At 73.1% G+C, this 5,877-nt stretch carries 4 protein-coding genes; 3 read left to right on the plus strand and 1 reads right to left on the minus strand.

Annotated features, from left to right (window positions below):
- Positions 1–81: 81 nt before the first annotated feature.
- The gene (locus tag GUY60_RS32980; RefSeq protein ID WP_161704597.1) at positions 82–711 is read left to right on the plus strand and encodes a TetR/AcrR family transcriptional regulator; all 630 of its coding nucleotides are present in this window, start codon (positions 82–84) and stop codon (positions 709–711) included.
- A 102-nt stretch (positions 712–813) separates the two neighbouring features.
- Here the strand turns inward: GUY60_RS32980 and GUY60_RS32985 are convergent, their stop codons facing one another.
- Positions 814–4,047, minus strand: a complete 3,234-nt coding sequence (locus GUY60_RS32985; protein ID WP_161704599.1) for a bifunctional cytochrome P450/NADPH--P450 reductase — start codon at positions 4,045–4,047, stop codon at positions 814–816.
- A 251-nt stretch (positions 4,048–4,298) separates the two neighbouring features.
- Here GUY60_RS32985 and GUY60_RS32990 point away from each other — a divergent pair, with 251 nt between their 5' ends.
- On the plus strand, positions 4,299–5,159 hold the full coding sequence (locus GUY60_RS32990) for a metalloregulator ArsR/SmtB family transcription factor (RefSeq protein WP_161704601.1): 861 nt from the start codon (positions 4,299–4,301) through the stop codon (positions 5,157–5,159).
- Positions 5,156–5,755, plus strand: coding sequence for a dihydrofolate reductase family protein (locus GUY60_RS32995; RefSeq protein ID WP_161704603.1), 600 nt, complete (start codon positions 5,156–5,158; stop codon positions 5,753–5,755). Before GUY60_RS32990 ends, GUY60_RS32995 begins: the two co-directional genes overlap by 4 nt.
- Positions 5,756–5,877 lie beyond the last annotated feature (122 nt).

The following is a 5,877-nucleotide window of genomic DNA, read 5'->3' on the forward strand; positions in this document are numbered from 1 at the left end:
GCCCCACACCCCTCCCACCAGCGCGTTCGCGCGACTTGCTCGGCCGACCAAGTCGCTGCGGCAAGTCGCTACGATGCGCCCATGGCTCATGTGACCGCGGCCGAGCGCCGCCCCCAGTTGATCAAGGCGGCCATCGCCCTCATGGCCAGGGAGGGCGTCGCGGCCGGAAGCACCCGAGCCATCGCCGCCGAGCTGGGCGTCGCCCAGGCGACGGTGCACTACACCTTCGGTACGAAGGAGGACCTGTACCGGGCCGTCATGGCCAAGCTCACCGACGACCTGGTCCGGCAGGTCAAGGGTTCGGCGCCGGTGGACGCCGGGTTCGAGGAGACCGTCGCCGCGATGACCGCCGCCCTGTGGCGCACGGTGCGCGAGCGGCCGGCCGACCACCAGCTCCTCAACGAGCTGAGCATGCTGGCACTGCGTACCCCGAAGCTGCGCGAGGTCCTGGACAGCCACTACCGCGAGGTGGTGGCCGTGACCTCGGGCCTGGTGAGCGAGGCGGCCGAGCGGACCGGCCGGGAGCTCGCCGTGCCCGCCGCGACCGTCGCCCGGTTCTTCCTCGCCACGTTCGAGGGGCTGACCCTGCAGCATCTGACGCTGCCCGACGAGCGGGCCGAACTGCCCGCGCTGCAGGCCCTGGTGGGCGGTGTCGTGGCCTTGGCGGACGGCACCCTCAAGCCCGTACCGCTCCCCGGACTCGCGCCCTGAGACCCGTACGGGAACCGGGGCGCGCACTCTGAGACCCATACGAGAAGAACCGGGGCGCGCGCCCTGAGACCCGTACGGAACCGGGGCGCGCGTCCCACGGCATCACGCCGTCCAGACGTCCTCGACATACGCGCCGGAGGCGATGAGGGCGGCCAGCCAGGCGGCGGCTTCCTCGGCGTTCGCGCCGGTGTGCTCGCGGTGGACGGCGAGGAAGGCGGACCGTACGGCCGGGGCCATCTGGCGGCCGTCGCCGCAGACGCGGACCCGGCCGCCCGCCTCCAGTACGTCCCAGATCTCGTCGCTCTCCCGGGCGATCCGGTCCTGGACGTACCGGGCGCCGTCCTCGGGGGCGCGGGAGAAGGCGGGCCGCATGCTGACGGCCCCGGCGGCCTCGGCCAGTTCGAGCTCGGCGCGGTGCAGATAGTCGACGTCCGGGTGGTCGCAGCCGAAGTAGCAGAGCAGCGTGCTGCTTGACCCGGTGTGCAGCCGGTCGAGCACCGCGCCGCGGAACGGCGCGAGGCCGGTGCCCGCGCCGACCAGGATCGCCGGGGTGCCGTCGTCGGCGGGCAGCCGGAACGGCTCGGCGCACGGCAGCACCCTGGCCCGGACGCTGTCCCCCGCGCGCAGCGTCCGCAGATACGTGGAGGCCGTGCCGTGGAAGGTGGCGTCGCCGGTGCGGTGGGGCGCGGCGAGCCACGACACCATCAGCTCCACCTCGCCGGGCGCCGCCTGCGCGGACGACGAGATCGAGTAGTGGCGCGGGCGCAGCACCGGAAGGAGTTCGAGGAAAACCTCGAACGGCAGGGCGCAGGACGGGTGTTGGTCGAGCAGGTCGAGGACGCTCCGCCCGGTGGCGGTGACCTGCCGGTGGAAGGTCTCGGGGTCGGCGGCGGCGAGCGCGGCGAGGTGCCGGTGCTCGGGTGGGCAGGCGGTGTGCCCGGCGAGGAGGGCCACCTGTTCGGCGGTCGCCGGGTGCTGGAGTTCCACGAAGTCGGTGAGCAGGCGGCGCAGGGTCAGCGGCCGGTCCACGGGCAGGGCCCCGCGGCTGCGGCGGCGGGCGCGCAGGGTGACCGTACGGTCCAGGTCGAGGCCGAAGTGGTCGGCGGCCCGTTGGACGAGGGGCTCGGGGTTGCGGGGCAGGACGGCGAGGTGGTCGCCGGTGCGGTAGCTGACGCCGGGCGGGAGGCGGAGCTTGAGGTAGCGCTTGGAGCGGCTCAACGGGTGTGCCGCGTCGGTGAGTTCGTACGTGTCGACGACCTCCATGGGCCGGACGCCGTGCCGCTCGGCGAGTGCGCCGGTGACGGACGGGGCGGCGTCGACGAGTTCGTACAGGCCGTCGTGCGCGTCCTGCCCGCGTGACGGCTGCGGCGGTTCGGGCGGGATCGGAGCGGCGGCCGTGTCGCCGTACCGGTCGAGCAGGGCCGGCCAGAGTGCGGCGGTCCAGCGGTCCACGGCGCCCGCGAAGTCCCCGGAGGTGTCGGCGGCGGCGCGGTCGAGGAGGGGCACGGCACCGGCGGCGCGGAGCAGTGTGTCGAGGCGGGTCGGCACGTGCTGGTAGGTGGCGGCCCAGTTGCGGTCGCCGACGCCGAGGACGGCGTACCGGAGTCCGTCGAGCGCGCCGGGCGGGAGGTCGTCGAGCCAGCCGAGGAAGCGGGTGGCGTCGTCGGTGGGGCGGCCGTTGTAGGAGGCGGCCACGATCACCAAGGGGCCGCTGTCCGGGCCGAGTTGGCCCGCGCGTTCGTCCAGGGAGGCGACCGAGGCGTCGAAGCCGAACCCGGTCCCGTCCGCCGCCAGGTCGTGGGCGATGCCCGCGCACGTACCGAGGTTGGAGCCGTGCAGCACGGTCAGGGTGGTGGCCGGGAGGGCCCGCCGGTGCACGTTCCGGTGACTGTCGACGGGAGCGGGGGCGCCGCTGGCCGGGCGGCGTTCGCCGGAGGTGCGGCGGGCGAGGCGCAGGGCGAACGCCTCGGGCTTGATGGTGAGCGACTGGTGGATCCGCAGCCGGTAGTCGGTGTGGTCGATCAGCCGGTAGCGGTGCACGAGCAGACCGAGCAGCAGGGTGGCCTCGTGCAGCGCGAACTGCCGCCCGATACAGGCGCGTTCACCACTGCCGAACGGTTTGAAGAGGTGCACGGGACGGGCCGCGGTCCGCTCGGGCGTGAACCGGTCGGGGTCGAACAGCTCGACGTTGTCGCCCCAGGCCGAGTCGCGGTGCAGGGCCGGGGTGAGCACCATCAGGGTCTCGCCGCGGCGTACCGGGTAGCGGCCGCCGATGACGGTGTCCTCCCTCGGCTCCACGGCGAAGGCGGGCGCGGTAGGCCACAACCGCAGGCTCTCGTCGAGCACTTGGCGCAGATACGTGAGTTTGCCGATGTCCCCGTACGCGGGCTCGGGTGTGTCCGTGTCGCCCCACAGCGTGTCGACCTCCCGCTGGGCACGGGCGAGCACTTCGGGGTGTTTGGTGAGGTGGTAGAGGGCGAACGACAGGGCTCCGCTGGTGGTTTCGTGCCCGGCGATGAGGAACGTGATCACTTGGTGCCGGATGTTCAGGTCGTCGAGCGGCTCACCGGTCACCGCGTCCCGGGTGTGCAGCATCCGGCCGAGCAGGTCGTCGGTACGGGTGTCGCCGGACGCCCTGCGCTTCCTGATCACCTCGTCGACCAGGCCGGCCATGAGGGCGGCGTCCGCACGGAATTCCGCGGCCCGCTTCCGCCGGAACCGCTCCGTGCCCGGCACCGACTCACCCTTGGCCTGGGTGAACGCGAGGGCCCTGCTCATCGCCGCGACGAAGGGGTGCGCCGTCTCGCGCCGCAGCGACGCGAAGTCGTGCCCGAAGCCGCAGAGCCCGATGGTGTCGAAGGTCAGCCGGGTCATGTCCCCCGGCACGTCCACCGGGGCGCCGTCGGCGCGGTCCCACTTGTCGGTCAGCGAGCGGGCGGCGTCGAGCATGGTCGCGTGGTAGCCGCGCATGGCGCCGAGCGAGAACGCGGGCATGAGCACGTCGTGCGCCTTGCGCCAGTTCGGCTCGTCGGGGAAGGCGGTGAACAGCCCGTCCCCGGCGATCCGCCGGATCTCGACGAGGTCAGGGTGCACGTTCTTACGGAACCGGCTCTCGTCCGCGAGCTCCGCCACCAGGTCGAGCCCGCCCACGAGTACGTACGAGGTGCCGAAGACCCGCAGCCGGTACACCGGGCCCAACTCCTTTGCCTCGCGCATCAGATGAAGGAGCCCGTCGGCGCCCTTCGGGACACTCAGGGCGTGGCCGAGGAACGGGAGCGCGGGGCGCTCGGGGATCTCGGTGGTCGGGGACGCGGTGGTCGGGGACGCGTGGGTCATGAGCCCGCCTTTCGTGCGGAACCAGCGGTCGCTGCCGGCGATCACCGCCGGCGGTCGCTTCGCACACCACGCTAGCGGTCGACCTTGTCAGGTGACAATGTCGCTCGCTCGTATCGCATGTGTCGCTCCACACGGCGGTACGGGGCAACTCCGGGGGCGCACGACGCGTCCCGCGCGCGACTCCGCACCTCTCACTAACGAGGCCATATATTCGTTGACACGAATATGCTGCACAGTGAATACTCATCGCCATGGACGCACTCCTCACCGCACTGGCCGACCCGGTCCGCTGGCGGCTCGTGGGCCTGCTCGCCGAGCGGCCCCGTCCGGTCGGTGTCCTCGCCCGGCTCGCCGAGGCGCGCCAGCCGCAGACGACCAAGCATCTGCAGACCCTTGAACGCGCCGGTGTCGTCACCTCCCAGCGCGCCGGGCAGCGCCGTATCTACGCCCTCCGGCCAGGCCCCCTGCGGGAGTTGGCGACCGCGCTCGGCCGGCTCGCCGACACCGCGGAGCGGGACGGGGGCGCGCGCGAGACCTTCGAGCGCTACGGGGTCAGCCTGCACGCGGAGCGGCTCGCGGCGGCGGAGCCGGGGTGGGCCGACGGCCGCTCGTTCGGCTTCCGCCGGTCGCTGACGGGGCGCCCCGCGCTCGTCTGGCGCCACCTGACCGAGGCCGCGCTGCTCGCGCGCTGGTGGACGCCCGACGACCTCCGGGTCTCCGAGCTGGCCTTCGAGGCGCGCGAGGGCGGGCGGATCGTCCACGAGTACCGCGACGCCGAGGACGTCGACGGCTCCGACCCGGTCGCCGGGCGCGCGGAGGGCGTGGTCGACGAGGTACGCCCCGGTGAACGCCTCGCCTACCGGCTCTCGCCCCAACTCCCGGACGGCGGGCGCGCGTTCACCGCCCACGTGACGCTGGACCTGCGGCCCGACCGGACCGGCACGGAGCTCGACGTCCAGTGGCGGATCACCGACAGCACCGTGGGCGCCGCCGACTTCGTCGCGGGCATCGAGATCGGCTTCGGCCAGAGCCTCGACAGACTCGCGGCGAACCTCGCCACCGGCCCGCACGACACCCACCCGCACAACACCGACGTGAGGAGCACGACATGACCGACTCGACCGGCCGCAGGGTGACCGCGAACCTGAGCCTCTCCCTCGACGGGCGCTACCACGGCCCCGGCGGGCCCGCCGACTTCAGCATGTTCGCGCCGTACGTGACCTCGGAGGTCGCGCGGGACCAGCTCACCCGTATCTGGGAGGGCGCGACGACGGCCCTGCTGGGCCGGGGCAACGCCGAGGGATTCCTGGGGTACTGGCCGGCGGTCGCTTCGGACGAGCACGCCGATCCGCGCGATCGTGGCTACGCGAAGTGGCTGGTGGACACGGAGAAGGTGGTCCTCTCGACCACCCTGACCGAAGCGCCGTGGGAGCACGCCCGGGTGGTGAACGCCCCGGCCGCGGACGTCGTCGCCGAACTCAGGGCCGGCGGCGCGGGCGACATCCTCGTGAACAGCAGCCCGAGCGTCATCAAGCCGCTCCTGGCGGCTGATCTCATCGACCGCCTGTACCTCATGATCTTCCCCGAGATCGCCGGGGACGGGCAGCGGCTTTTCGACGACGGCTTTCCGTCCACGAAGTGGCAGCTCACCCACCAGGAGACCGGCACGCTGGGCGAGATCGCCCTGGTCTACGACCGGGTCCGCTGAGGCCTGTACGGCCGGGTCGGCCGCCGCCCCTGTCCACGTACGAGCCGCTCCCCGTCACGTCCGAGCGGCCACGTACGAGCCACCCCGGACCGGCACGCGAGGCCCGCCCCTCAAGCCCGTAC

This window comes from Streptomyces boluensis (genome assembly GCF_009908195.1).
Lineage (GTDB): Bacteria > Actinomycetota > Actinomycetes > Streptomycetales > Streptomycetaceae > Streptomyces > Streptomyces boluensis.

Excerpts from the sequence above, each read along its gene's own strand:
- GUY60_RS32980 (WP_161704597.1), top strand. The coding sequence starts at position 82 with ATGGCTCATGTGACCGCGGCCGAGCGCCGCCCCCAGTTGATCAAGGCG.
- GUY60_RS32985 (WP_161704599.1), bottom strand. The coding sequence starts at position 4,047 with ATGACCCACGCGTCCCCGACCACCGCGTCCCCGACCACCGAGATCCCC.
- GUY60_RS32990 (WP_161704601.1), top strand. The coding sequence starts at position 4,299 with ATGGACGCACTCCTCACCGCACTGGCCGACCCGGTCCGCTGGCGGCTC.
- GUY60_RS32995 (WP_161704603.1), top strand. The coding sequence starts at position 5,156 with ATGACCGACTCGACCGGCCGCAGGGTGACCGCGAACCTGAGCCTCTCC.